At 71.9% G+C, this 19,964-nt stretch carries 22 protein-coding genes; 13 read left to right on the top strand and 9 right to left on the bottom strand.

Annotated elements, in window-relative coordinates:
• Window positions 1–18: 18 nt before the first annotated feature.
• Complete coding sequence (locus tag AC6F7H_RS29895) at window positions 19–1,254, top strand: ROK family protein (RefSeq protein WP_500760525.1); 1,236 nt, start codon at window positions 19–21, stop codon at window positions 1,252–1,254.
• 214 nt (window positions 1,255–1,468) lie between these two features.
• A complete protein-coding gene (locus AC6F7H_RS29890) occupies window positions 1,469–1,867 on the top strand; it encodes a luciferase domain-containing protein (RefSeq protein WP_500760523.1) in 399 nt (132 codons plus the stop codon).
• Window positions 1,868–1,925: 58 nt separating this feature from the next.
• Here AC6F7H_RS29890 and AC6F7H_RS29885 read toward each other — a convergent pair whose 3' ends face one another.
• The 6 genes from AC6F7H_RS29885 to AC6F7H_RS29860 all read right to left on the bottom strand — a co-directional run bounded on the left by AC6F7H_RS29885 (window position 1,926) and on the right by AC6F7H_RS29860 (window position 7,277).
• Window positions 1,926–2,120 carry a hypothetical protein gene (locus AC6F7H_RS29885; RefSeq protein WP_109380715.1) on the bottom strand — a complete coding sequence of 65 codons (195 nt, stop codon included), beginning with the start codon at window positions 2,118–2,120 and terminating at the stop codon, window positions 1,926–1,928.
• A gap of 103 nt (window positions 2,121–2,223) precedes the next feature.
• Complete coding sequence (locus AC6F7H_RS29880; protein ID WP_500760520.1) at window positions 2,224–3,087, bottom strand: phosphatidylinositol-specific phospholipase C/glycerophosphodiester phosphodiesterase family protein; 864 nt, start codon at window positions 3,085–3,087, stop codon at window positions 2,224–2,226.
• Window positions 3,088–3,279: 192 nt separating this feature from the next.
• A complete protein-coding gene (locus tag AC6F7H_RS29875) occupies window positions 3,280–4,401 on the bottom strand; it encodes an acyl-CoA dehydrogenase family protein (RefSeq protein ID WP_500760518.1) in 1,122 nt (373 codons plus the stop codon).
• Window positions 4,398–5,636, bottom strand: a complete 1,239-nt coding sequence (locus AC6F7H_RS29870; RefSeq protein WP_500760516.1) for an acyl-CoA dehydrogenase family protein — start codon at window positions 5,634–5,636, stop codon at window positions 4,398–4,400. The genes AC6F7H_RS29875 and AC6F7H_RS29870 overlap by 4 nt, the downstream gene beginning before the upstream one ends.
• Entirely contained in the window at window positions 5,633–6,610 is a 978-nt protein-coding gene (locus AC6F7H_RS29865; RefSeq protein ID WP_500760514.1) for an NADPH:quinone oxidoreductase family protein, read from the bottom strand. Before AC6F7H_RS29865 ends, AC6F7H_RS29870 begins: the two co-directional genes overlap by 4 nt.
• Window positions 6,611–6,704: 94 nt before the next feature.
• Window positions 6,705–7,277, bottom strand: coding sequence for a helix-turn-helix domain-containing protein (locus AC6F7H_RS29860; RefSeq protein ID WP_500760512.1), 573 nt, complete (start codon window positions 7,275–7,277; stop codon window positions 6,705–6,707).
• 62 nt (window positions 7,278–7,339) lie between these two features.
• Here AC6F7H_RS29860 and AC6F7H_RS29855 point away from each other — a divergent pair, with 62 nt between their 5' ends.
• The 4 genes from AC6F7H_RS29855 (at window position 7,340) to AC6F7H_RS29840 (ending at window position 10,691) form a co-directional block, all read left to right on the top strand.
• Window positions 7,340–8,338, top strand: coding sequence for an NAD(P)/FAD-dependent oxidoreductase (locus AC6F7H_RS29855; protein ID WP_500760510.1), 999 nt, complete (start codon window positions 7,340–7,342; stop codon window positions 8,336–8,338).
• A 163-nt stretch (window positions 8,339–8,501) separates the two neighbouring features.
• Window positions 8,502–8,966, top strand: coding sequence for an NUDIX hydrolase (locus AC6F7H_RS29850; protein ID WP_500760508.1), 465 nt, complete (start codon window positions 8,502–8,504; stop codon window positions 8,964–8,966).
• Window positions 8,967–9,043: 77 nt separating this feature from the next.
• Complete coding sequence (locus AC6F7H_RS29845) at window positions 9,044–10,429, top strand: NADP-dependent succinic semialdehyde dehydrogenase (protein ID WP_500760505.1); 1,386 nt, start codon at window positions 9,044–9,046, stop codon at window positions 10,427–10,429.
• Between the two features lie 25 nt (window positions 10,430–10,454).
• Window positions 10,455–10,691, top strand: coding sequence for a DUF6213 family protein (locus AC6F7H_RS29840; protein ID WP_500760503.1), 237 nt, complete (start codon window positions 10,455–10,457; stop codon window positions 10,689–10,691).
• A 42-nt stretch (window positions 10,692–10,733) separates the two neighbouring features.
• On the opposite strand, the gene AC6F7H_RS29835 is transcribed toward AC6F7H_RS29840, so the two are convergent.
• Together AC6F7H_RS29835 and AC6F7H_RS29830 are read right to left on the bottom strand one after the other, a co-directional pair.
• Window positions 10,734–11,396 carry a TenA family protein gene (locus AC6F7H_RS29835; protein WP_500760501.1) on the bottom strand — a complete coding sequence of 221 codons (663 nt, stop codon included), beginning with the start codon at window positions 11,394–11,396 and terminating at the stop codon, window positions 10,734–10,736.
• Between the two features lie 183 nt (window positions 11,397–11,579).
• A complete protein-coding gene (locus AC6F7H_RS29830; RefSeq protein ID WP_500760499.1) occupies window positions 11,580–12,806 on the bottom strand; it encodes an acyl-CoA dehydrogenase family protein in 1,227 nt (408 codons plus the stop codon).
• 172 nt (window positions 12,807–12,978) lie between these two features.
• Here AC6F7H_RS29830 and AC6F7H_RS29825 point away from each other — a divergent pair, with 172 nt between their 5' ends.
• Window positions 12,979–13,620, top strand: coding sequence for a TetR/AcrR family transcriptional regulator (locus AC6F7H_RS29825; protein WP_500760497.1), 642 nt, complete (start codon window positions 12,979–12,981; stop codon window positions 13,618–13,620).
• Window positions 13,621–13,622: 2 nt separating this feature from the next.
• On the opposite strand, the gene def is transcribed toward AC6F7H_RS29825, so the two are convergent.
• A complete protein-coding gene (def, locus tag AC6F7H_RS29820) occupies window positions 13,623–14,168 on the bottom strand; it encodes a peptide deformylase (RefSeq protein WP_500760495.1) in 546 nt (181 codons plus the stop codon).
• A 148-nt stretch (window positions 14,169–14,316) separates the two neighbouring features.
• Between def and AC6F7H_RS29815 the strand changes: the two genes are divergently transcribed.
• The 6 genes from AC6F7H_RS29815 to AC6F7H_RS29790 all read left to right on the top strand — a co-directional run bounded on the left by AC6F7H_RS29815 (window position 14,317) and on the right by AC6F7H_RS29790 (window position 19,943).
• Window positions 14,317–15,555, top strand: coding sequence for a Mur ligase family protein (locus tag AC6F7H_RS29815; RefSeq protein ID WP_109380728.1), 1,239 nt, complete (start codon window positions 14,317–14,319; stop codon window positions 15,553–15,555).
• 43 nt (window positions 15,556–15,598) lie between these two features.
• Window positions 15,599–16,327 (top strand): type 1 glutamine amidotransferase, encoded by a 729-nt coding sequence (locus tag AC6F7H_RS29810; protein ID WP_109380729.1) that lies wholly within the window; start codon window positions 15,599–15,601, stop codon window positions 16,325–16,327.
• 248 nt (window positions 16,328–16,575) lie between these two features.
• The gene (locus AC6F7H_RS29805) at window positions 16,576–17,601 is read left to right on the top strand and encodes a 6-phosphofructokinase (protein ID WP_109380730.1); all 1,026 of its coding nucleotides are present in this window, start codon (window positions 16,576–16,578) and stop codon (window positions 17,599–17,601) included.
• A 155-nt stretch (window positions 17,602–17,756) separates the two neighbouring features.
• Complete coding sequence (locus tag AC6F7H_RS29800) at window positions 17,757–18,707, top strand: cytochrome c oxidase assembly protein (protein ID WP_500760491.1); 951 nt, start codon at window positions 17,757–17,759, stop codon at window positions 18,705–18,707.
• Window positions 18,708–18,803: 96 nt separating this feature from the next.
• A complete protein-coding gene (locus tag AC6F7H_RS29795; RefSeq protein WP_500760489.1) occupies window positions 18,804–19,574 on the top strand; it encodes a LytR/AlgR family response regulator transcription factor in 771 nt (256 codons plus the stop codon).
• 9 nt (window positions 19,575–19,583) lie between these two features.
• Window positions 19,584–19,943 carry a hypothetical protein gene (locus tag AC6F7H_RS29790; RefSeq protein ID WP_457455373.1) on the top strand — a complete coding sequence of 120 codons (360 nt, stop codon included), beginning with the start codon at window positions 19,584–19,586 and terminating at the stop codon, window positions 19,941–19,943.
• Window positions 19,944–19,964: the final 21 nt, after the last annotated feature.

Genomic DNA, 19,964 nt, shown 5'->3' with positions numbered 1-19,964 from the left:
CCGAGGACTGACGGAGGCATGAGCGCACCGCTGTACGAGGCCCGCCCGGCCGGCTCGGGTCGGGTGCCGCCCCCGCCCGGTCCGGGGCACGCGCTGCCCGACACCCAGCAGGGCATGCGGCGCCGCAACCTCTCGCGGGTGATGCACACCGTCAGCGCCGAGGGGCCGCTGTCCCGGGCCGCCGTCGCCTCACGCATCGGCCTGACCCGGGCGGCGGTGTCCACCCTGGTCGACGAGCTCATCCGCTCGGGCCTGCTGGAGGAACTGGGCCCCGAGCGGCCGGGACGCGTGGGCCGGCCGGGCTCGGCGCTCGCCGTCAGCGGGCGCGGTCCGGCCGGAATCGGTGCCGAGGTCGGCGTCGACCATCTCGCGGTGTGCGCGGTCGATCTGCGGGGGCGGGTCCGGGCGCGGGCGGTACGGCACGTCCCGAACCGCGGCCGCTCCCCCGAACCGGTGATCGAGGAGCTGACCGGACTCCTGCTCCGGGTCGTCGCCGAGGCCGAGGGCGAGGGGCTGTGGCCGGCGGGGCTCACCGTGGCCGTGCCGGGCCTGGTGGCACGGGACACCCGGACCGTCGTACGCGCGCCGAACCTCGGCTGGCGCGACACCGACCTCGGCGCCCTGCTCCCGGCACGGTTCCCGCTGACCGTGGCCAATGAGGCCGACTGCGGGGCGCTGGCCGAACTCTGGCTCGGCGAGGGCACACCACGCGACTTCCTCCATGTGTCGGCCGAGATCGGCATCGGCGCCGCCGTGGTCGTGGACGGGCGGCTGTTGCGCGGAACCCGGGGCTTCGCGGGCGAGTTGGGGCATGTGCCGGTACGGCCCGACGGCCCGGAGTGCGGCTGCGGCGGACGCGGCTGCCTGGAGCAGTACGCCGGTGAGAGGGCGGTGCTGCGCGCCGCCGGCGTGGAGCCGGGCGAGGACCGCGTGGGCCTGCTCGCCGGCCGCGCCGAGCAGGGCGACCCTGCCGTACGGCGCGCCCTGCACGACGCGGGAACGGCGCTCGGCATCGCACTGACCGGGGCGGTCAACCTCCTGGACCCGGAGAGTGTCGTGCTGGGTGGCGCGCTGTCCGGGCTCGCGCCCTGGCTGCTGCCCTCGCTCCGCTCCGAACTGGCCCGGCGCACGGCGGGCCCGGCCTGCCCCGTCTCGGTGTCGGCCCTGGGCCCCGAGGGCCCCCTGCTGGGTGCGGCGCACTCGGTGGTCCGGGGAGTTCTGGACGACCCGGCTGCGGTCGCCGGGAGGGCCTGAGCCCACCCGCCCCGCCGGCCTGGCCCCTGACCCCGCGCCGGCCTCTCGTCGAGGGCGCCGTGGTCTGGCACGAACCAGAACCGGTCACCGCGGGAGGTCACGAGGTGGCCGACTGCCATGATGTGATCACGGGTAAGGGGTGCGCCGCCTCACCGATCGATTACGAAACGCCCAACTACTGGTTGCCGCACGGTGAGCGGGTCACTATGAGGCCATGAAACCGGCGCAGCGAGCCATGGAGCTACTTCGGACCTGGCCCGACCTCACCGCCTGCAAGGCAGGTTGCGGTGCCGGACCGGCCCTCCGCTCCGCTCGCGAAGAGATCGTCCACTTCCACTCCGAACGGGACGTCGACCTCCACCTGACCCGCCGCGCCATTCAGCGCTTCCACTACGATCTGAACGCCTCGACCGCGATCCAGCTGACCCCGGGGTCGAGTTGGGTGACGGTGCACCTGGACTGCGCCACCGACGTCGACCTGCTGCTGAGCCTGGTGAGCGTCGCACTCAAGGCCCATCAGGCCCCACCGCCCCCCTCCGGCGCACCGACGGTCGCCGGGTGCAATTTCCACCGGGTCACGGTGCTGCCGCGCGACGTGGTGACAGACCACTGAGACCACTGAGAACGCCGAGCACGCCGAGCACGCCGAATCGCCCGGCAGACCCCGGGCCTTACGGCCGCAGGCCGCTGACGATGTCCGCCGTCGCGGTCAGACCGCTGTGGATGGTGGGGGCGATGCTCGTACTGGCCAGATAGAACCCGAGCAGCAGGCAGACCAGAGCGTGGGAGAGCTTCAGCCCGCCGTTGCGCAGGAAGATCACCGCCAGGACCGCGAGCAGCAGCACCACAGAGATGGAAACGGCCATCGTCAACCTCCTCCGCCACGTCCGCTTCGCGGCGTTCGGCCGCAAGTGTGGCGTAGCGGAGGGTTCGTCCGGGCGGCTGACCTGTCCTCCGAACGTGTGGTGTCTACCGCGGGCGGTACGCGTCGAGGAAGGACTCCAGTCCCGCGAGGTCGTCGGTGTTGAGGTGGTCGACGCCGGCGGCGGCCAGTTCGCCCCACAGGGCGTCCCGGGCGGGGCCCGACTGGTCCGGGGTGGCCCAGAAGCGCACTCGCCGGCCGCGCGCGTGCGCGGTGCCCACGATGTCCCGCAGTTTTTGGCGCTCGGCGGCGGGGAACGCGCCGACACCCCGCCAGGTGAAGTGGAGCGTCCAGTTGTCGCTGATCAGCGGGATGAGAGAGGGCCGGGCCGGCCCGCCGAGGTCGGTCAGCCGGCCGTCGTAGAAGGCGCGCCGCACCCGTTGGGCCTCCAGGGGCGCTCGGGCCGCGCGGTCCCCGGAGACGACGGCGGTGACCGGACCGGGCAGCACTCGGCCGTCGGCGCAGGTGGTGAACAGATGCCGGTACCGGCGCAGGCGGCGGTCGAGTTCGAGGTAGGTGGACGCGCCCTCGGTCTTGATGTCGACGAGGAGTTGGAACGGCCCCGGGTGTCCCCGGTACACCGAGCCGCGATGGGCCCGCACGCGGGCGGCGAGCGGGTCGAGGTAGAGGGATTCGAGAGTGCGGGACGGGTCGAGGTCCTCGGGGTCGTGGGCGACGAGGAGTTGGCCGCCCACGAGGAAGATGTCTGCCTCGACGCTGCCGAACCGGTGGTCGAGTGCGTCGAGGAGGGGACGCGGGTGTTCGTAGTCGTTGTGGGCGTGGGCGCGCCACAACGGACGTGGGTGGTGCCTCTGTTCACCGGCCAGCGCCTCGGCGCCGGGCAGGGCCACCGAGCCCGCGAAGGCGGCGCCGAGGGTGGTGAGGGCTCTGCGACGGGTGGTGAGGACCATGCTCTGCCTCCCTGGAAGTGCCGTACGGAACCACTGGAGTATGGGGTCGGCACCCATCCGAAGAGCAGTGCTGTGCGGGGAGTTGGCCGATCCGCCGTCACGCGTTCACCTCACCGGGACCAGGCACGCGAAGGAGCCCGCCCCCCATGAAGGGCGGGCTCCTTCGACCAGGACCGGGCTTGTGACGGCGCCTCAGGGTGCCCGGAGGTCGACCAGTTCGGCCAGTGCCTCGCGATGGGCGCCCGCCGTACCGTAGGCGACGGAGTCGGCCTTGGCCCGCTTCAGGTACAGGTGGACCGGGTGCTCCCAGGTCATACCGATGCCGCCGTGCAGTTGCAGTGCCTCCTCGGCGGCGTGGACGGCGACCTGTCCCGCGTAGGCCTGGGCGACGGCGACAGCCACATCGGTGTCCCGGCCGGCGGACAGGGCGGCAGCGGCGTTGCGGGCCACCGCACGGAGGTTGACGACCTCCAGCCACAGCTGGGCGAGCCGGTGCTTGAGCGCCTGGAAACCGCCGACCGGCCGGTCGAACTGCCTGCGGTCGTTCAGATAGCGGACGGTCTCCGTCAACGCCCAGTCGGCGAGCCCGAGTTGTTCCGAGGCCAGCAGTCCGGCGCCGGCTCGCAGGGCCCGTCGCACGGCGGGTTCGGCGTCGCCCAGCCTGCGTCCCCGAGCGCCGTCGAGGACGACCGTGGCGACGGGGCGGGTGAGGTCCAGGGACGTCTGACCGGTGACGGTGGCCGCGGCCGCCTCGACGGCGTACAACCCGCCGTCGTCCGCCGGTACAAGCAGCACGTCAGCCACGGCGGCGTCGGCGATGCCGGTCAACTCGCCGTGCAGTGCGCCGTCCGTCACGCGTGCGGTGGTGAAGGACGCGCCGGGCGCGGTGTGCAGTCCGACGGCGAGGACGCCGATCCGGCGCGCGGACGCCAGGGAGGCCAGCACGTCCTCCCCGTCCGCGCAGGCCAGCAGCGCCTCGGTGGCCACGACGGCGCTGGTCAGGTAGGGCACGGGGGCGACGGCCCGCCCCAGCTCCTCCAGTACGACGGCGGCCTCCCGGTGGGTGGCGCCCTGGCCGCCGCGGTCCTCGGGCACCAGCAGACCGGCCAGGCCCATGCCGTCGGCGAGCGACTTCCACAGTGCCAGGTCGTGCGGGGTGTCCGACTCGGCGCGGGAGATCACCCCGGCCGCGTCGCAGTGGTCGGTGAGCAGGTCCCGGACGGCGGCGCGCAGCGCCTCTTCCTCCTCCGAGTAGAGCAGGTCGGGCTGCGGATCCTCCAGGGGCGTCGTGCTCGTCGTGTTCGTCGTGTTCATCGGGGCAGGTCCTTCCACGCGACGTCCTTGTCGGTACGCGGCTCGGACGGCAGCCCCAGGACGCGCTCGGCGACGATGTTCAGCAGGACCTCGCTCGTCCCGCCCTCGATGCTGTTGCCCTTGGAGCGGAGATAGCGGTAGCCGGCCCCGCGGCCGGTGAAGTCGACCAGTTCGGGGCGGCGCATGGCCCAGTCGTCGTACAACAGGCCTTCCGCGCCGAGGAGTTCCACTTCCAGGCCGCTGATCTGCTGGTTGAGGCGGGCGAAGCCCAGCTTCAACCCGGCGCCTTCGGGGCCGGGCTGGCCGGCCGCGAGCCGCTGACGGAGGCGTTCGCCGGTGAGCCGGGCGACCTCGGCCTCCACCCAGAGCCCCAGCAGGCGCTGATGCAGGTCATGGGTGCGCAGCTCGGGCTGCTCGCGCCAGGTCCTCGCGACCGGGCCGATCATGCCGCCCTCGCGGGGCAGCCGCGTGCCGCCGATGGCGACGCGTTCGTTGTTGAGCGTGGTCCGCGCGACCCGCCAGCCGTCGCCGACCTCGCCGAGGCGGTGGGAGTCGGGGATGCGGACGCCGGTGAGGAAGACCTCGTTGAACTCGGCCTCGCCGGTGATCTGGCGCAGCGGCCGCACCTCGACACCGGGGTCGGTCATGTCGCAGACGAAGTAGGTGATGCCCCGGTGCTTGGGCACGTTCGGGTCGGTGCGGGCGATGAGGATGGCCCAGCGGGCGAGATGCGCGCTGGAGGTCCACACCTTCTGCCCGTCGACCACCCAGTCCTCGCCCTCACGGACCGCCCGGGTGCCGAGGGCGGCCAGGTCGGATCCGGCGCCCGGCTCGCTGAACAGCTGACACCAGACCTCCTCGCCGGTCCACAGCGGACGGAGGAAGCGCCGCTTCTGCTCCTCCGTGCCGTACTGCAGGATCGTCGGTGCCGCCATGCCCAGCCCGATGCCGATGCGCCGCGGGTCGTTGTCGGGTGCCCCGGCGGCCTCCAGCTCGGCGTCGACGACGGCCTGGAGGGATCGCGGGGCGCCGAGTCCGCCGAGCCCCTCGGGGTAGTGCACCCAGGCGAGGCCCGCGTCGAAGCGGGCGCGCAGGAAGTCGAGGCGGTCGGTGTCGGCAGACGAGGGGGGCGGGCCCGCAGGGCCCTCGGTCGAGGGTGGTGGCGGGAGACGGGTGGGCAGCTGTGCGGCCAGCAACTCCCGGGTGCGGCGCCTCAGTTCGGTGGCGTCGGTCATGCCGCGGCTCCGTTCTGCGGTACGGGCAGCACGGCGACGCGTCCGGTGGTGACGCCGTCCGCGACCCGCTGCACGGCGTCGGCGGCGCCGGCGAGCGGCACGCGCTCGCTCACCAGTGGCTTGACGGCACCGCGTGCGGCCAGGTCGGTGAGCTGTTCGTGGCAGTGCTGGACCAGCTTGGGGTTCTTGGTGTTGTACAGGCCCCAGTGCAGGCCGAGGATCGAGTAGTTCTTCACCAGGGCGTGGTTCAGCGCCGGGCTGGGGATCGTGCCACTGGCGAAGCCGACGATCACGATGCGGCCCTCGAAGGCGACGACCTTGGCGGACTGGGCGTAGGCCTGACCGCCGACCGGGTCGTAGATCACGTCGGCGCCCCTGCCTCCGGTGGCGTCCTTCACCGCGGCGATGACGTCCTGCTCACGCCGGTCGATCACCACGTCGCAGCCCAGTTCACGGGCGACGGCCGCCTTCGCGGCGCCGCCGACCACGCCGATGACGGTGGCGCCCGCGGCCTTGCCCAGTTGCACGGCCGCGCTCCCGACACCGCCCGCCGCGGCGTGCACGAGCAGGGTCTCGCCGGCCTCCAGACCGGCCCTGCGGTGCAGCCCGAACCAGCCGGTCTGGTAGCCGATGTGCAGGGCGGCGGCCTCGGCGTCGTCCAGCGCGTCCGGGGCGTCCCGCAGCGCGGCGGCGTCCGCGACGGCGTACTCGGCGAACCCGCCGTACGGCAGCGCGGGGTTGGCGATCACCCGGCGCCCGTCCTCGGTCTCACCGCAGATCTCCAGGCCCGGGGTGAACGGCAGCGGCGGCCTGACCTGGTACTGGCCCCGGCACATCAGCGCGTCCGGGAAGTTGATGTTCGCGGCGCGCACCTTCAGCAGGACCTGACCGTCGCCGGGCGCCGGCCGCGCCACGTCCGTGAGGCGCATGGCCTCGCCCGGCTCGCCGATCTCGTGCACTTGCCATGCCTGCATGGGGAGCCTCCACGGGACTGTGAACGTCGTGTCCGCCTGACCGGGTCCCTCGCATACTAAGCGGTCGCTTGCCGACAGGGAACCGTCGCTCACCTCACGGCCGCCTGGGGCGTGCCCGTACGTGCATCCGCTCCCCCTGCGGGCCGAACAGGCTGAGGAACTCCACCGGCCCCTCCCCCGTCGACCCGAACCAGTGCGGCACGCGCGTGTCGAACTCCGCCGCCTCCCCCTCCGTCAGCACCACGTCGTGCTCACCGAGCACCATCCGCAGCCTGCCGGACAGCACGTACAGCCACTCGTAGCCCTCGTGGGTGCGGGGTTCCGGCTCGAGCCTGCGCTGTGGTTCGAGCACCTTGTACGCCTGGAGCCCGCCGGGCTGGCGGGTGAGCGGCCAGTGGGTGCGGCCGTCACGCCGGATCGGCTCGGAGCGGACGCGCGGATCACCGACCGGCGGCGCACCGACCAGTTCGTCCAGCGGCACCTGGTGGGCCTGGGCGATCGGCAGCAGCAGCTCCAGGCTGGGTTTGCGCAGTCCGGACTCCAGCCGGGAGAGAGTGCTCACGGAGATGCCGGTCGCCTCGGACAGCGCGGCGAGCGTCACCTCCCGCTCCTTCCTGATCCGCCGCAGCCGGGGGCCCACATCCGCGAGAACGTCATCCGTGGTCATACCGATATTGCAGGACCGGCAAAGTCGTTTGTCAATCCGGCAGCAGCTGGGCGACCGTCGTCGTGGAGGTGGTCACGATGGACGAGACACACAAAGACGAGAGCCACAAGAACCAGGCAAGCCGCGAGAACCACGCGAACCACGACGTGGTCGTCGTGGGCGGTGGTACGGCAGGGCTGTCCGCCGCGCTGGTGCTCGGCCGGGCGCGCCTGCGGACGCTGGTCGTCGACGCGGGTGAGCCGCGCAACGCTCCCTCGGCCCACATGCAGGGCTACCTGTCCCGGGACGGGATCCCACCGGCCGACTTCCTGGCGCTCGGCCGGGAGGAGATCTCCCGCTACGGCGTGGAGCTCTGCCGGGACCGGGCCACGGACGTCACCGAGGAGGAGGGGCACTTCACCGTCGTACTGGAGGCGGGACGCACCGTGCGCGCCCGGCGGCTGGTCGTCGCGACCGGGCTGAAGGACGAGCTGCCCGCGGTCCCCGGGGTCGCCGAGCGGTTCGGGCGGGACGTGCTGCACTGCCCGTTCTGCCACGGCTGGGAGGTGCGCGACGAGCCGTTCGGTGTGCTCGCGTCGAGCGCGACGAGCGTGCACCAGGCGCTGATGGTGTCCCAGTGGTCGAAGGACGTCACCTTCTTCCTGCACCGGGTCGCCGAGGCGGAGCTGTCCGACCAGGACCTGCGCCGGCTGGCCGCCGCCGAGGTCGACGTGGTGCCCGGTGAGGTCGCGGAACTGGTGGTCGAGGACGACCGGCTCACCGGCGTCCGCCTCGCTGACGGCTCCGTCCACGCCCGCTCCGTGCTCTTCGTCGGGCCGCGCCCGGTGCCGCAAACGGGCCTGCTGGAGCGGCTGGGCGCGGAGATGAACGAGACCCCGTTCGGCGCGTACCCGGTCGTCGACCCGACCGGTCTGACCTCGGTGCCCGGCGTCTGGGCGGCGGGCAACGCGATCGGTTTCTCCGAGCAGGTCGTCCACGCGGCGAGCGGCGGCTACCGCGCGGCGGCCGCGATCGTCGGGGATCTGTTGATGTCCCGCCTGGACGCCGCCGTGGGCGGGTGACCGTCGAACGCGGCCGGGGTGTGGAGCGCCCGCCCCCGTAGCACCATGGCCGCATGGGCACCACCCTCCGCTTCGCCCGCGTGGTCCGCTACCGCGAGGGCAAGCGCCCCCAGGAGGCGGACATGGTCCAGACGCTGCTCGCCGCGCACCCCGGGGTACGGCCGTGACGGGTGCCCGAAGCGCCGGCCTGCTGGTGTTCCGGCGCACCGGTCACGGGCTCGAGGTGTTGCTCGGGCATATGGGCGGCCCGTTCTTCGCCCGCCGGGAAGCCGGTGCCTGGACCGTACCGAAGGGCGAGTACGACCCCGGCGAGCCGGCCTGGGACGCGGCCCGCCGCGAGTTCCGGGAGGAGCTGGGGCTGCCGCCCCCGGACGGGGAGGCCGTACCGCTCGGTGAGGTCCGGCAGTCCGGCGGCAAGACCGTCACGGTCTGGGCGGTCGAGGCCGACCTCGACCCGGCGACGGCCGTGCCCGGCACGTTCGAGATGGAGTGGCCGCCGAGGTCGGGGCGGATCCAGGAGTTCCCCGAGCTGGACCGGGTGGAGTGGTTCGCCCTGGACCGGGCCCGGGAGTTGGTCGTCACGGCACAGACGGCGTTTCTCGACCGCTTGGCGGAGCACTCGCCCTGAGGAGCCCTTCCGCGTTGCGACGCCCACCGCGGCGCGGGAAGGTCGAGAAGCACAGCCCGTCCCGAGGGAGGCCAGCCATGCCCATCGCAACGGTGAATCCGGCGAACGGCGAGACGCTCAAGACGTACCAGGCCATGGGTGAGGAAGAGATCGAGCGCCGGCTCCAGCTCGCGGAGGCCACGTTCCGTACGTATCGGACGACGCCCTTCGAGGAGCGTGCCCGCCTGTTGCACCGGGCCGCCGACCTCCTCGACGAGGACCGGCAGAACATCGCCCGGGTGATGACCACCGAGATGGGCAAGCCGGTCAAGCAGGCCCGTGCCGAGGCCGCCAAGTGCGCCAAGGCGATGCGCTGGTACGCCGATCACGCGGCGGAACTCCTCGCCGACGAGGAACCCGACGCCTCCGACGTGAAGGACTCCGGCGCCTCCCGGGTCCTGGTGCGCTACCGGCCGCTCGGCCCGGTACTCGCCGTGATGCCGTGGAACTTCCCGCTGTGGCAGGTCGTACGGTTCGCGGCGCCCACGCTGATGGCCGGCAACGTGGGCCTGCTCAAGCACGCCTCGAACGTGCCGCAGACGGCTCTGTACCTGGAGGACCTGTTCCACCGGGCGGGCTTCACCGAGGGCTGCTTCCAGACGCTGCTCGTCGGCTCCGCCGCGGTCGACGAGATCCTGCGGGACGAGCGGGTCAAGGCGGCCACCCTCACGGGCAGCGAACCCGCGGGGCGGGCGGTCGCCTCCACCGCCGGGGAGATGATCAAGAAGACGGTGCTGGAACTGGGCGGCAGCGACCCGTTCGTCGTCATGCCCTCCGCGGACCTGGACCGGGCCGCCGAGGTCGCGGTCACCGCGCGGGTGCAGAACACCGGGCAGTCCTGCATCGCCGCCAAACGCTTCATCGTGCACACGGACGTGTACGACGCCTTCGCCGAACGCTTCACCGCGGGCATGCGGGCCCTGCGGACCGGCGACCCGATGGACGAGGAGACGGATGTCGGCCCCCTCTCCAGCGAGCAGGGCCGCACCGACCTGGAGGAACTGGTCGACGACGCCGTACGCGCCGGGGCCGGCGTGCTGTGCGGTGGTGAGCGGCCCGACGGGCCCGGCTGGTACTACCCGCCGACCGTTCTGACCGGGATCACCCGGGAGATGCGCGTCCACCGGGAGGAGGCCTTCGGCCCGGTCGCCACGCTGTACCGGGCGGCGGACCTGGACGAGGCGGTACTGATCGCCAATGACTCGCTGTTCGGCCTGAGTTCGAACGTCTGGACGCGTGACGAGGCCGAGGTCGACCGGTTCGTCCGGGATCTGGAGGCGGGCAGCGTCTTCGTGAACGGGATGACGGCGTCCCATCCGGCGTTCCCGTTCGGCGGGGTCAAGCGGTCCGGGTACGGACGTGAGCTGTCCGGGCACGGAATCCGCGAGTTCTGCAACATCACCACGGTTTGGCACGGTGCGTGACGTTCCCACGACTACGATCCGGACTGTGAACCGCGAAGTGACTCTGCCTCTGATCGTCGACGACCGCGGTACCCTGCAGGTCACCGCGGCGGACGTGAGCAAACTGCTGCGTACGGTGGGCGGGCGGTGGCTGCGGCTCGTGGAGACCGGGGAGGACCGGCTCGACGAGGACACGGTGGCCGCGCTCACGATCGAGCTGGCGAAGCTGGCCGACCGGATCGACGTGGCCTGCATCGCCCACAGCAGCGGGAGCACGCCCTGAACGGTACGGCGGTGTGAGGCCGTCGCTCTCCGTCAGACGGGGTCAGACGGGCCGCAGCAGCGTCCTCCAGAACAACGCCTCGTAGCTCTGCAGCAGATGACCGTACTCCCGGGCACGGTTCTCGTCGAGGCGGCCCGCGTCCAGGGCGGCCTGGACCGCTTCCGTGGCCGTCCGGTCCAGGACCGGGGCCGGTTCGGCGAAGGAGTCGAAGAACGCGCAGGCCTCGTCGGTGAAGCCGTAGTGGGTGCGCAGTGCCTCGGCGATGGTGGCGCAGTAGCCGCCCCACGCCGAGAAGTTGGCGGTCACCGCCAGGACGGCGTCGGCGGGTGCGGCGTTGAGGGCCAGCCAGGCGATGTAGGCGGGATACGCCTGGCAGCCCGGCAGGGGGTCGTACGCCCCTGCCCGGTCGCCGCCCACTCCGCACGCCGCGGCGAAGGCGTCCAGTCGCCGCGCCGCCGACGCCTCACCCTCGGCGAGGGCGGTGAAGTACGCGGCGGCCCGCGGCTGGTCCGCGGACCTGTCCGCCAGATGCCGGAACGCCCGGCGGTCGGCGGGGATCACCCGGTGCTGCTCGAGGGCGAGCGCGGCCAGGGTGTCCCGGTCGGCCTCCCCACGCGCGATCAGCGGCACGAGGGGGTTGGACCGCGGGTCCGGGGCCAGTTCCCGCGTGATCGTCTCCAGCAGTTCCCCGGCCGTGCGCGTCATAGCGGCCTCCGTCGCGTCGGTCGGCCGGTCGGTCGTGCGGCCGGCTCCCCACGATCGTCCCCCAGGAGCCGGGACCGCGGAACCCGGCCTGCCCCGGCGGTGTGACGGCCCCGCCTTACGGCGGCGTGAATCACACCGCCGGGCCGCCGGCGGTCTTGCTCGCGACTTCCTCGCGGCCGGGACTCAGCGGATGGGCATGCCCGACAGGGTGCGGGCGATGACCAGGCGCTGGATCTCGCTCGTGCCCTCGAAAATGGTGTAGATAGCGGCGTCCCGGTGCATCCGCTCCACCGGATACTCGCGCGTGTAGCCGTTGCCGCCGAGGATCTGTATCGCCTGGGCCGTGACCTTCTTGGCCGTCTCACTGGCGTACAGCTTCGACATCGACCCCTCGGCCGCCGTGAACGGCTTGCCGTTGACCGCCATCCAGGAGGCACGCCACACCAGGAGGCGGGCGGCGTCGATCTGGGTGCGCATGTCGGCCAACTGGAAGGCGACGCCCTGATTGTCGATGATCGGACGGCCGAACTGCTCGCGGGTCTGCGCGTACTCCAGGGCGACCTCGTAGGCGGCGCGGGCGGTGCCCACCGCCATGGCGCCGACGGCCGGGCGGGACGCCTCGAAGGTGGCCATCGCGGCGTTCTTCACCTTCTCACTTCCCTGCCCGGCACGCTCCCGGGCACGTGCGAGGCGCTCGTCGAGCTTCTCCTTGCCGCCGAGCAGGCAGGAGCCGGGGACGCGCACGTCGTCCAGGATCACCTCGGCGGTGTGCGAGGCGCGGATGCCGTGCTTCTGGAACTTCTGCCCCTGGGAGCAGCCGGGGGTGCCCGGCGGGATGATGAACGAGGCATGACCCTTGGAGCCGAGTTCCGGGTCGACGACCGCGACGACGACGTGCACGTTGGCGATGCCGCCGTTGGTCGCCCAGGTCTTGGTGCCGTTGATCACCCACTCGTCCTTGGCCTCGTCGTACACCGCGCGGGTGCGCATGGAGGCCACGTCGGAGCCGGCGTCGGGCTCGGAGGAGCAGAAGGCGGCGAGCTTGACGTCGTCGGCGTCGCCGTACATCTGCGGGATCCAGGTGCCGATCTGCTCCTCGGTGCCGTTGGCGAGGACGCCGACGGCGGCGAGACCGGTGCCGACGATCGACAGGGCGATGCCGGCGTCGCCCCAGAACAGTTCCTCCATGGCGGTGGGGACGCCGAGGCCGGTGGGGTCGAAGTACTGCTGGGCGTAGAAGTCGAGGGAGTAGATGCCGACCTTGGCGGCCTCCTGGATCACCGGCCAGGGTGTCTCCTCGCGCTCGTCCCACTCGGCGGCCGCGGGGCGGATCACATCGGCTGCGAAGCCGTGGAGCCAGTCACGGACTTCCTTCTGTTCCTCGTTGAGCTCCATGGTGAACTCGGCCATGTCCCCTCCAGCGGCGGCGCACGCGCATGTTACTTGTAGTAACCAGCAGTCTGTTACCGGCCGGTAGGGAAAGTCAACTCCCCCGGCCCCCTCGGATCCCGTCCGATACCCGGCACGCCGTCAGTGTTAGTTTGCGCAGGCGTCACCGAATCAGCATGGGTGGGGAGAGATCATGGACACCACACAGCGGACCGATCAGCAACGGTCCGCCGACCGCCGTCGGCGCGAGCTGCTGGAGGCCGCCGACCGGGTGGTGCTCCGCGAGGGCCCCCATGCCTCCATGAACGCGATCGCCGCCGAGGCCGGCATCACCAAGCCGATCCTCTACCGGCACTTCGGTGACAAGGGAGGACTGTACGCCGCCCTGGCCCAGCGGCACACCGACGCTCTCCTGGCCTCGCTGCGGGAGGCACTGGACGCCCCGGCGGACCGGCGCGAGCGGGTCGAGAACACCCTCGACACCTATCTCGCGGCCATCGAGCTGCGCCCTCAGGTGTACCGGTTCCTGATGCACCCGGCCGAGGGCTCACCGGGCGACCAGGGTTTCGACGTCGGCAAGCACTCGGCGCCGTTGCTGCGGCGCATGGGCGAGGAACTGGCCCAGGTCATCGAGGAGCGGCTGGACCTCGGGCCGGGCAGCCAGCAGCTGGCCCGCGTCTGGGGGCACGGGATCGTCGGCATGATGCACGCGGCCGGCGACTGGTGGCTCGGCGAACGCCCCTGCTCCCGGGCTGAATTGGTGCGCAGCCTGGCCGATCTGCTGTGGGGCCGGCTGTCAGCGGCCGGCGACCGGGTCGGCGGCCCCGGTTTCTGAGCTCAGCCGCGCCCGCTCCAGGAGGCCCGCCGTACCTGGCGGGTGATCCTGCGCAGGCGCCAGCCCGTCAGCCGGTCGGCGTAGACGCGGCCCTCCAGGTGGTCGCACTCGTGCTGCAGGCACCGGGCGAAGAACCCGGTGCCGTGCACGGTGACCGGTTCCCCGGTCACCGTGCGGCCCTCGACGACCGCGTGGTCGTGACGTTCCGTCCCCGCCTCCAGGCCGGGCAGGGACAGACAGCCCTCCGGGCCGCGCACCACCACACCGTCCGTCTCGACCAGCCGCGGGTTGACCACATGGCCCAGGTGACGGACGTCCTCGTCGTCCGGGCAGTCGTACACGAACACCCGCAGCGGCACACCGATCTGGTTGGCGGCCAGGCCCACCCCCTGCGCGGCGTACATCGTCGCGAACAAGTCCTCCACGAGGCGGGCCAGTTCCGGACCGAAGTCGGTGACCTCCGCGCAGGGTGCGTGCAGCACCGGGTCGCCGAGCAGGGTGAGGGGCCGTACACGTCCGTGGACGCCCGGGATGGAACCGTTTCGCATGGCGCTCAGAGTACGGTCCTCTCAACAACGCCCGTCTCATCGGTGGTGCCATGGTTCTGGAGTGCGAATGGACCTCGATAGGCTGAGGCCCACACCACGTGGCCGCCAGCCACAGGCGCGGCGCGTACGCAAGGAGGATCGAGACTTGATGGCAGGCAACTCGGACCCGCTCACGCCGCGGGCCAAGCTGGCCGTGACAGCGGGCAAGGCGGTCGCAGCGGCGTCACGCGCCGCGGGACGCGGCAGCGGTTCGGTGATCGGCGGCCGGGTGGCGCTCAAACTCGACCCCGATCTCCTCGCCCGGCTCGCGCAGAACCTGGACTGCGTCCTGGTCTCCGCGACCAACGGCAAGACCACCACCACCCGGCTCATCGCGGAGGCCCTGCGCGCCGCGGGACCGGTCGTGTCCAACGCCCTCGGCGCCAACATGCCCGCCGGCATCACCTCGGCACTCGCGGGCGGCTCGGAGTCGAAGTTCGGTGTCATCGAGGTGGACGAGAAGTACCTCGCCGGTGTCGCCCGGGACACCGACCCCAAGTGCATCGCCCTGCTCAACCTCTCCCGCGACCAGCTCGACCGGGCCGGCGAGACCCGTATGCTCGCGGAGAACTGGCGCGAGGGCCTGGCCGGCTCCAAGGCTGTCCTCGTCGCCAACTGCGACGACCCGCTGGTGGTGTGGGCCGCCTCCTCCTCCCCCAATGTGATCTGGGTCGCCGCGGGCCAGATGTGGAAGGACGACGCCTGGTCGTGCCCGTCCTGCGGCGGTGTGATGCAGCGCCCCGGCGACGACTGGTTCTGCGGCGAGTGCGGCTTCCGCCGGCCCACCCCGTCCTGGGCGCTCTCCGGCGACCACGTCCTCGACCCGCACGGTTCCGCCTGGCCGATCCACCTCCAGCTGCCGGGCCGCGCCAACAAGGCCAACGCCGCGAGCTCCGCGGCCGTCGCCGCCGTGTTCGGGGTGCCGCCGCAGGTCGCCCTGGAGCGCATGTACCAGGTGCAGGCCGTGGCCGGCCGCTACGACGTCGTCCAGTACCAGGGCCGTGACCTGCGGCTGCTGCTCGCCAAGAACCCCGCGGGCTGGCTGGAGACGTTCTCCCTCATCGACCCGCCGCCCGCCCCGGTGATCCTCTCGGTGAACGCCCGCTCCGCCGACGGCACCGACACCTCCTGGCTGTGGGACGTCGACTACACCCGGCTGACCGGTCACCCGATCGTCGTCCTCGGCGACCGGAAGCTGGACCTCGCGGTGCGGCTCGAGGTCGCGAACCAGCAGTTCCAGGTCTGCGACGACCTCGACCAGGCCCTGCAGCAGTGCCCTCCGGGCCGGATCGAGGTCATCGCCAACTACACCGCGTTCCAGGACCTGCGCCGCCGCGTCGGCAACTGACGCGGGCGACGTATCGCGACGTACTCACAAGGACAGTGACTTCATGAGCGACAACGGTCTGCGGATCGTGTGGATCTACCCCGACCTGCTCAGCACCTACGGCGACCAGGGCAACGTGCTCGTCGTGGAGCGCCGGGCCCGGCAGCGCGGCCTCGACGTGGCCCGGCTCGACGTACGCAGCGACCAGCCGATCCCGACCTCCGGCGACATCTATCTGATCGGCGGCGGTGAGGACCGTCCGCAGCGGCTCGCGGCCGAGCGGCTGCGCCGGGACGGCGGACTGCACCGGGCGGTGGAGAACGGCGCGATCGTGTTCTCGGTGTGCGCCGGCTACCAGATCCTCGGCCACGAGTTCATCAACGACCTCGGCCAGCGGGAGCCCGGCCTCGGCCTGCTCGACGTCGTCTCGGTGCGCGGCGAGGGCGCCCGGTGCGTCGGCGACGTGCTGGGGGACATCGACGCGCCGCTCGGGCTGCCGCCGCTGACCGGCTTCGAGAACCACCAGGGCGTCACCCACCTCGGCCCGACGGCCCGCCCGCTCGCCCGGGTGCGCTTCGGCAACGGCAACGGCACGGGGGACGGTACCGAGGGCGCCTACAACGACACCGTGTTCGGCACGTACATGCACGGTCCGGTGCTGGCCCGCAACCCGCAGATCGCGGACCTGCTGCTGAAGCTGGCGCTCGACGTCAACGCGCTGCCGCCGACCGACGACCACTGGTACGAGGCGCTGCGCAACGAACGCATCTCGGCCTCGCAGCAGCCCGCGTAGGACCCGCGCCACGACGTCCGCCCCGGTCGGCGTCCCGGTGTCCGCGAGCCCGTGGACACCGGGGCGCGGGCCTGGTGTCCACAGGGGCGTCACCGGCCCGTCTGACGGCTGGTCCGCACAGGTGAGCGGGCTCGTCCAGTAGGCGGACGCGCGCTGCGGGCCCACCCCCGGATGCCGCTAGGGTGGCGGGGATCGAGCCGGACGACGCGGTCCGGTCCCGGCCCACGGCGAGAAGGTTGTTTCGGGCTATGCGTATTGGTGTCCTCACGTCCGGCGGAGACTGCCCCGGTCTGAACGCCGTCATCCGGTCCGTAGTGCACCGCGCGGTCGTCGACCACGGCGACGAGGTCATCGGCTTCCGGGACGGCTGGAAGGGCCTCCTGGAGTGCGACTACCTCAAGCTCGACCTGGACGCGGTGGGCGGCATCCTCGCCCGCGGCGGCACCATCCTCGGCTCCTCCCGGGTGCGTCCCGAGCATCTGCGGGACGGTGTGGAGCGGGCCAGGGGCCATGTCCAGGAACTCGGCCTCGACGCGATCATCCCGATCGGCGGTGAGGGCACGCTGAAGGCGGCCCGGCTGCTGTCGGACCACGGCCTGCCGATAGTGGGCGTCCCGAAGACCATCGACAACGACATCGCCGTCACGGACGTCACCTTCGGCTTCGACACGGCCGTCGGGGTGGCGACCGAGGCGCTGGACCGGCTGAAGACGACCGCCGAGTCCCACCAGCGGGTGCTCATCGTGGAGGTCATGGGCCGGCACACCGGCTGGATCGCCCTGCACTCCGGCATGGCGGCCGGCGCCCACGCGATCGTGGTGCCCGAGCGGCCCTTCGACATCGAGGAGCTGACCGCGACGGTCGGCGCGCGGTTCTCGGCGGGCAAGCGGTTCGCCATCGTGGTCGCCGCGGAGGGTGCCAAGCCGAAGGCCGGGACCATGGACTTCGACGAGGGCGGCAAGGACGCCTACGGCCATGAGCGGTTCGCCGGGATCGCGCGGCAGCTCTCCGTGGAACTGGAGTCGCGGCTCGGCAAGGAGGCGCGTCCGGTGATCCTCGGGCACACCCAGCGCGGCGGGACACCGACGGCGTACGACAGGGTGCTGGCCACCCGCTTCGGCTGGCACGCCGTGGAGGCCGTGCACCGCGGGGAGTTCGGGATGATGACGGCGCTGCGCGGAACGGACATCGTGACGGTGTCGCTGGCGGAGGCCGTCGAGACGTTGAAGACGGTGCCCGAGGACCGCTACGCGGAGGCGGAGTTCGTCCTGTAGCACCGGCGACGTCCCGCGGTGTCCGTGCCGTCCCGGGCCCGTGACTCTCGCAACACCTGTGAGCAGAACCGCCCCCGGTCGCAGTCGCGGCGGGGGGCGGTTCTAGTCTGGTGCGGACAGACAGCGCACAACCACCACGAATCAGGAGCCGGCGGATGGATCACAGCGGGCACGGCATGACCATGGATCTGCCGCCGTTCACGCTGGGGCGAGGACTCGGCTGGTCGGCGGACCCGTTCTTCCTCGTCACCTGCCTACTGGGGCTGGCGCTGTACGGCTGGGCGGTGGTGCGCCTGACGCGGCGCGGCGACAAGTGGCCGGTGGGGCGGACCGTCTCGTTCGTCATCGGCGTGCTGAGCATCATGCTCATGATGTGCACCAAGCTGAACGACTACGGCATGGTCATCTTCAGCGTGCACATGGTGCAGCACATGATGATCAGCATGGTGTCGCCCATCCTGATCCTGCTCGGCGCCCCGATCACCCTGGCGCTGCGCGCCCTGCCGCCGGCGGGGCGCGGGCGCAAGGGGCCGCGCGAGCTGCTGCTGATGCTGCTGCACAGCCGCTACATGCGCGTCGTCACCCACCCGGTGTTCACCATCCCGATGTTCATCGCGAGCCTGTACGGGCTGTACTTCACCCCGCTGTTCGACATCCTGATGAGCTCCCAGGTGGGGCACATCGCGATGATGGTGCACTTCCTCGCCGTCGGTCTGGTCTTCTTCTGGCCGATCATGGGCGTGGACCCGGGTCCGCACCGGCCGGGCTACCTCATGCGGATGCTGGAGCTGTTCGCGGGCATGCCGTTCCACGCGTTCTTCGGCATCGCACTGATGATGGCGTCCACGCCGATGGTCACCACGTTCCAGAACCCGCCGGCCTCGCTCGGCATCGACACGCTCTCCGACCAGAACGCGGCCGGCGGTATCGCCTGGGCGTTCAGCGAGGTCCCGTCCGTGCTGGTGCTGATCGCGCTGCTCTTCCAGTGGTACGCCTCGGAGAAGCGGCAGGCCAAGCGCACCGACCGTGCCGCGGACCGTGACGGCGACAAGGAACTCCAGGCGTACAACGCCTATCTGGCCTCCCTGCACGCACGCGGGAACTGAGTCCCCCGGCCCCCGCTTCCCCACCACCGGATCTTGCGGGAACGCCCACGTCCGGCACATGTCCAGACGTGGGATTCCCGCCTAGACTCCACCTTCATGCTGCGCGCTCTGGCCGTCGACGACGAACGCCCCTCACTGGAGGAACTGCTCTACCTGCTGAACGCGGACCCCCGCATCGGCAGTGCCGAGGGCGCCGGTGACGCGACCGAGGCGCTGCGCCGCATCAACCGCGCCCTGGAGTCCGGACCCGACGGTCCCGAAGCCATCGACGTCGTCTTCCTCGACATCCAGATGCCCGGCCTCGACGGACTCGACCTCGCCCGGCTGCTCGGCGGGTTCGCCCGGCCGCCGCTCGTCGTGTTCGTCACCGCCCACGAGGACTTCGCCGTGCAGGCGTTCGACCTCAAGGCCGTCGACTACGTCCTCAAGCCCGTCCGCAAGGAGCGGCTGGCCGAAGCGGTCCGCCGCGTCGCCGAACCGCGCGCCGCCGCACAGCACGGCAGTACCCCGCGCATCCCCGTACACGAGCCCGATCCGGACCAGATAGCCGTCGAGCTCGGCGGTGTGACCCGCTTCGTCGCCGTCGAGGACATCACGCATGTGGAGGCCCAGGGCGACTACGCCCGGCTGCACACCGACCGCGGCAGCCACCTCGTACGGATACCGCTGTCCACCCTGGAGGAACGCTGGCGCTCGCGCGGCTTCGTCCGTATCCACCGCCGCCACCTGGTCGCCCTGCGCCACATCGGGGAACTCCGGCTCGACGCGGGTACCGCGAGCGTCCTGATCGGCTCGGAGGAACTCCAGGTCAGCCGACGGCACACCCGTGAACTGCGGGACCTGCTGATGCGCCGGACCACGGGCTAGGGGGACGGCGTGCCCCAGGACCCGACCGAACGCCGCGTGGTCGTCACCGGCCCGCCCCGCCGCGCCCGCCGCGCCTTCGGCTACTACCGCCCGCGGACCGAGATCGACGAGCAGACCACCCTCGGCCACACCTACGTCCGCTCCCTGATGCGCATCCAACTGCGCACCGGTCTCATCGTGTTCGCGATCCTCATGCTGCTCATCGGCCCGCTCCCGCTGGTCTTCGCCGCGGCCCCGGACGCCCGACGGCTGGAGTGGGCGGTCCTCGGCTTCGGGCTGTACCCCCCGCTTGTCCTGCTCGCCCGCTGGTACGTGCGCCGCGCCGAACGCAACGAACGCGACTTCGTGCGGCTCGTCGAGGACCGCTGAGGGCGGGGAACGGAACGCCGG

The organism is Streptomyces sp. MMS24-W38 (assembly GCF_059889265.1).
The sequence above is the reverse complement of the archived record's forward strand: the minus strand, read 5'-3'. Positions and strand labels throughout refer to the sequence as shown.

Bases quoted from the DNA above. Each gene is read 5' to 3' on its own strand.
- AC6F7H_RS29895 (WP_500760525.1), top strand. From the start codon at position 19: ATGAGCGCACCGCTGTACGAGGCCCGCCCGGCCGGCTCGGGTCGGGTG.
- AC6F7H_RS29890 (WP_500760523.1), top strand. From the start codon at position 1,469: ATGAAACCGGCGCAGCGAGCCATGGAGCTACTTCGGACCTGGCCCGAC.
- AC6F7H_RS29885 (WP_109380715.1), bottom strand. From the start codon at position 2,120: ATGGCCGTTTCCATCTCTGTGGTGCTGCTGCTCGCGGTCCTGGCGGTG.
- AC6F7H_RS29880 (WP_500760520.1), bottom strand. From the start codon at position 3,087: ATGGTCCTCACCACCCGTCGCAGAGCCCTCACCACCCTCGGCGCCGCC.
- AC6F7H_RS29875 (WP_500760518.1), bottom strand. From the start codon at position 4,401: ATGAACACGACGAACACGACGAGCACGACGCCCCTGGAGGATCCGCAG.
- AC6F7H_RS29870 (WP_500760516.1), bottom strand. From the start codon at position 5,636: ATGACCGACGCCACCGAACTGAGGCGCCGCACCCGGGAGTTGCTGGCC.
- AC6F7H_RS29865 (WP_500760514.1), bottom strand. From the start codon at position 6,610: ATGCAGGCATGGCAAGTGCACGAGATCGGCGAGCCGGGCGAGGCCATG.
- AC6F7H_RS29860 (WP_500760512.1), bottom strand. From the start codon at position 7,277: ATGACCACGGATGACGTTCTCGCGGATGTGGGCCCCCGGCTGCGGCGG.
- AC6F7H_RS29845 (WP_500760505.1), top strand. From the start codon at position 9,044: ATGCCCATCGCAACGGTGAATCCGGCGAACGGCGAGACGCTCAAGACG.
- AC6F7H_RS29835 (WP_500760501.1), bottom strand. From the start codon at position 11,396: ATGACGCGCACGGCCGGGGAACTGCTGGAGACGATCACGCGGGAACTG.
- AC6F7H_RS29830 (WP_500760499.1), bottom strand. From the start codon at position 12,806: ATGGCCGAGTTCACCATGGAGCTCAACGAGGAACAGAAGGAAGTCCGT.
- AC6F7H_RS29825 (WP_500760497.1), top strand. From the start codon at position 12,979: ATGGACACCACACAGCGGACCGATCAGCAACGGTCCGCCGACCGCCGT.
- def (WP_500760495.1), bottom strand. From the start codon at position 14,168: ATGCGAAACGGTTCCATCCCGGGCGTCCACGGACGTGTACGGCCCCTC.
- AC6F7H_RS29815 (WP_109380728.1), top strand. From the start codon at position 14,317: ATGGCAGGCAACTCGGACCCGCTCACGCCGCGGGCCAAGCTGGCCGTG.
- AC6F7H_RS29810 (WP_109380729.1), top strand. From the start codon at position 15,599: ATGAGCGACAACGGTCTGCGGATCGTGTGGATCTACCCCGACCTGCTC.
- AC6F7H_RS29805 (WP_109380730.1), top strand. From the start codon at position 16,576: ATGCGTATTGGTGTCCTCACGTCCGGCGGAGACTGCCCCGGTCTGAAC.
- AC6F7H_RS29800 (WP_500760491.1), top strand. From the start codon at position 17,757: ATGGATCACAGCGGGCACGGCATGACCATGGATCTGCCGCCGTTCACG.
- AC6F7H_RS29795 (WP_500760489.1), top strand. From the start codon at position 18,804: ATGCTGCGCGCTCTGGCCGTCGACGACGAACGCCCCTCACTGGAGGAA.